The sequence below is a fragment of the Psychrobacter sp. UBA2514 genome (assembly GCF_002341255.1).
Lineage (GTDB): Bacteria > Pseudomonadota > Gammaproteobacteria > Pseudomonadales > Moraxellaceae > Psychrobacter > Psychrobacter pacificensis.
The window spans coordinates 2098-2640 of record NZ_DDNS01000040.1 but is presented as its reverse complement, the minus strand read 5'-3'; the positions used below and the strand labels follow the sequence as shown (position 1 = coordinate 2640).

Here is a 543-nt window from a genome sequence, read left to right as displayed (position 1 = left end):
GAATGGACATTCGTTATAGTCGGGCTGTCTAAACGTGAGGTTGAGTCTCAGTGTAGCCAGATTGAGGAAAAGATAGAACGTACAGTAGATGCGCGGGTGATGAATGTTGAGAGGGAGTTTGTATAGTTAGAATAGGAGCTAAACTGCATCACAAATTAGCTATTTAGTATTACTGTCAAATACTTTCTAAGTTATTCGTAAGCTCTAAAAAATGCTCGATAGCTGCCTTACTGTTAGGTTTTTCTATACTTCTTTCTTGGAGCAACTCTAGAGTCCATTGCTTAACTTCGTTCAATTTGCTTTCAATAAGAAATGGTTGATAATAAAAAGGGGGTAATTTTTGAGCATTTACCAGCTCTCGATAATGCCAAATCGCTGTATCAATTCTATCTCCGTTGTTAAATTTGGCAACCTCAACTTTAAAAGCAGGGTGCTTTAGCAATTCTCGAATATATCTAATTCTATCTATTCCATCATCAAGCGGTTGCCAAACAACAGAACTGAAATTTTCTTTACTAATATTTTGTATAGCTTCAAAAAAAT

The 543-nt window shown here is 35.7% G+C and carries 1 protein-coding gene; it reads right to left on the bottom strand.

Annotation, left to right across the window (positions count from 1 at the left end; all coding sequences use genetic code 11):
• Positions 1-175 precede the first annotated feature (175 nt).
• Positions 176-543 (bottom strand): hypothetical protein (locus B3V51_RS10570; protein WP_286708386.1); only part of this gene is annotated, 368 nt, incomplete at its 5' end.